The organism is Cognatundibacterium rugosum, from assembly GCF_014284365.1.
GTDB lineage: Bacteria > Pseudomonadota > Gammaproteobacteria > Burkholderiales > Burkholderiaceae_D > Undibacterium > Undibacterium rugosum.
In genome coordinates this window covers 1-1,086 of record NZ_JACOGG010000047.1, presented here as the reverse complement: position 1 = coordinate 1,086, position 1,086 = coordinate 1, and the positions used below count along the sequence as shown (strand labels likewise).

General features: G+C 50.6%; 1 protein-coding gene. It reads left to right on the top strand.

Going from position 1 to position 1,086, the window contains the following annotated elements; translation table 11 throughout:
• A partial coding sequence (locus H8K47_RS17955; RefSeq protein WP_186882721.1) for a MotA/TolQ/ExbB proton channel family protein occupies nt 1–545 on the top strand: 545 nt, incomplete at its 5' end.
• Nucleotides 546–1,086: the final 541 nt, after the last annotated feature.

The window sequence follows — 1,086 nt, the reverse complement described above, 5'->3', positions numbered from 1 at the left end:
AACTGTCTGGCCAGGCAACAGATGCCCGCGCTAAATTCTGGAAATCTGCCTCGGTACAAGCAGGTGCAGCTTCCCTCAAAGAAGGCAGCCCATTCCGCTTCATCGCTGACTCCGGCATCAAAGCCACAGAGCACCATGAAGGCGCCCTGCTGGAACAAATCGACCTGAACACCTGGGTCTCCATGTCCATCCAGCGCGCAGTCGACAAAGTACAAAGCCGCCTGCAAGACGGTCTGGCCTTCCTGGCGACAGTCGGTTCGACAGCACCATTCGTTGGTCTGTTCGGTACCGTATGGGGTATTTACCACGCGCTGACAGCGATCGGTATGTCCGGCCAGGCATCGATCGACAAAGTAGCGGGTCCTGTGGGTGAAGCGCTGATCATGACCGCGATTGGTCTGGCCGTCGCGGTTCCAGCGGTGTTGGGCTACAACTTCCTGGTTCGCCGCAACAAGAGCGCGATGGAAGAAGTCCGCGCGTTCGCAGCAGACCTGCACTCCGTTGTCCTGTCCGGCAACATGAGCAAAGTCGCGAAAAAAGCATAAGGTCCAACCCGGTCAACGGGGCAGGCTGCGTGGTAGGAATGTTCTGAAAAGCGTTAAGACCTAAAAGCATTAAAACCTGTTTAACACAGAGACACGGAGACACAGAGGAAAAGCAGAGAAAAGCGAAGCAAAGCAAAGCGAAGAGCATAGTCTGATTATTCAGTATCGCTCTTACGCCTTTCTCCGTGTCTCTGTGTCTCAGTGTTTAATGGTTTAATGTTCAAAGGTTTAAATGTTTAAAACCTGAAAAGCATTAAAACCTGTTTAACACAGAGACACGGAGACACAGAGGAAAGCAGAGAAAAGCGAAGCAAAGCAAAGCGAAGAGCATAGTCTGATCATTCAGTCCCTCTCTCAAGCCTTTCTCCGTGTCTCTGTGTCTCTGTGTTTAAAGGTTTTAAGGTTCAAAGGTTTAAAGGTTTAAAACTTCAAAGTTTAAAAATTTCCACAGCCCAGTCTCCCCGACCGGACATACTGAAAGAGAACAAAATGGCAATGGCAATCGGCAACGATGGTGACGGCGAAGACGAAGTCAACAGCA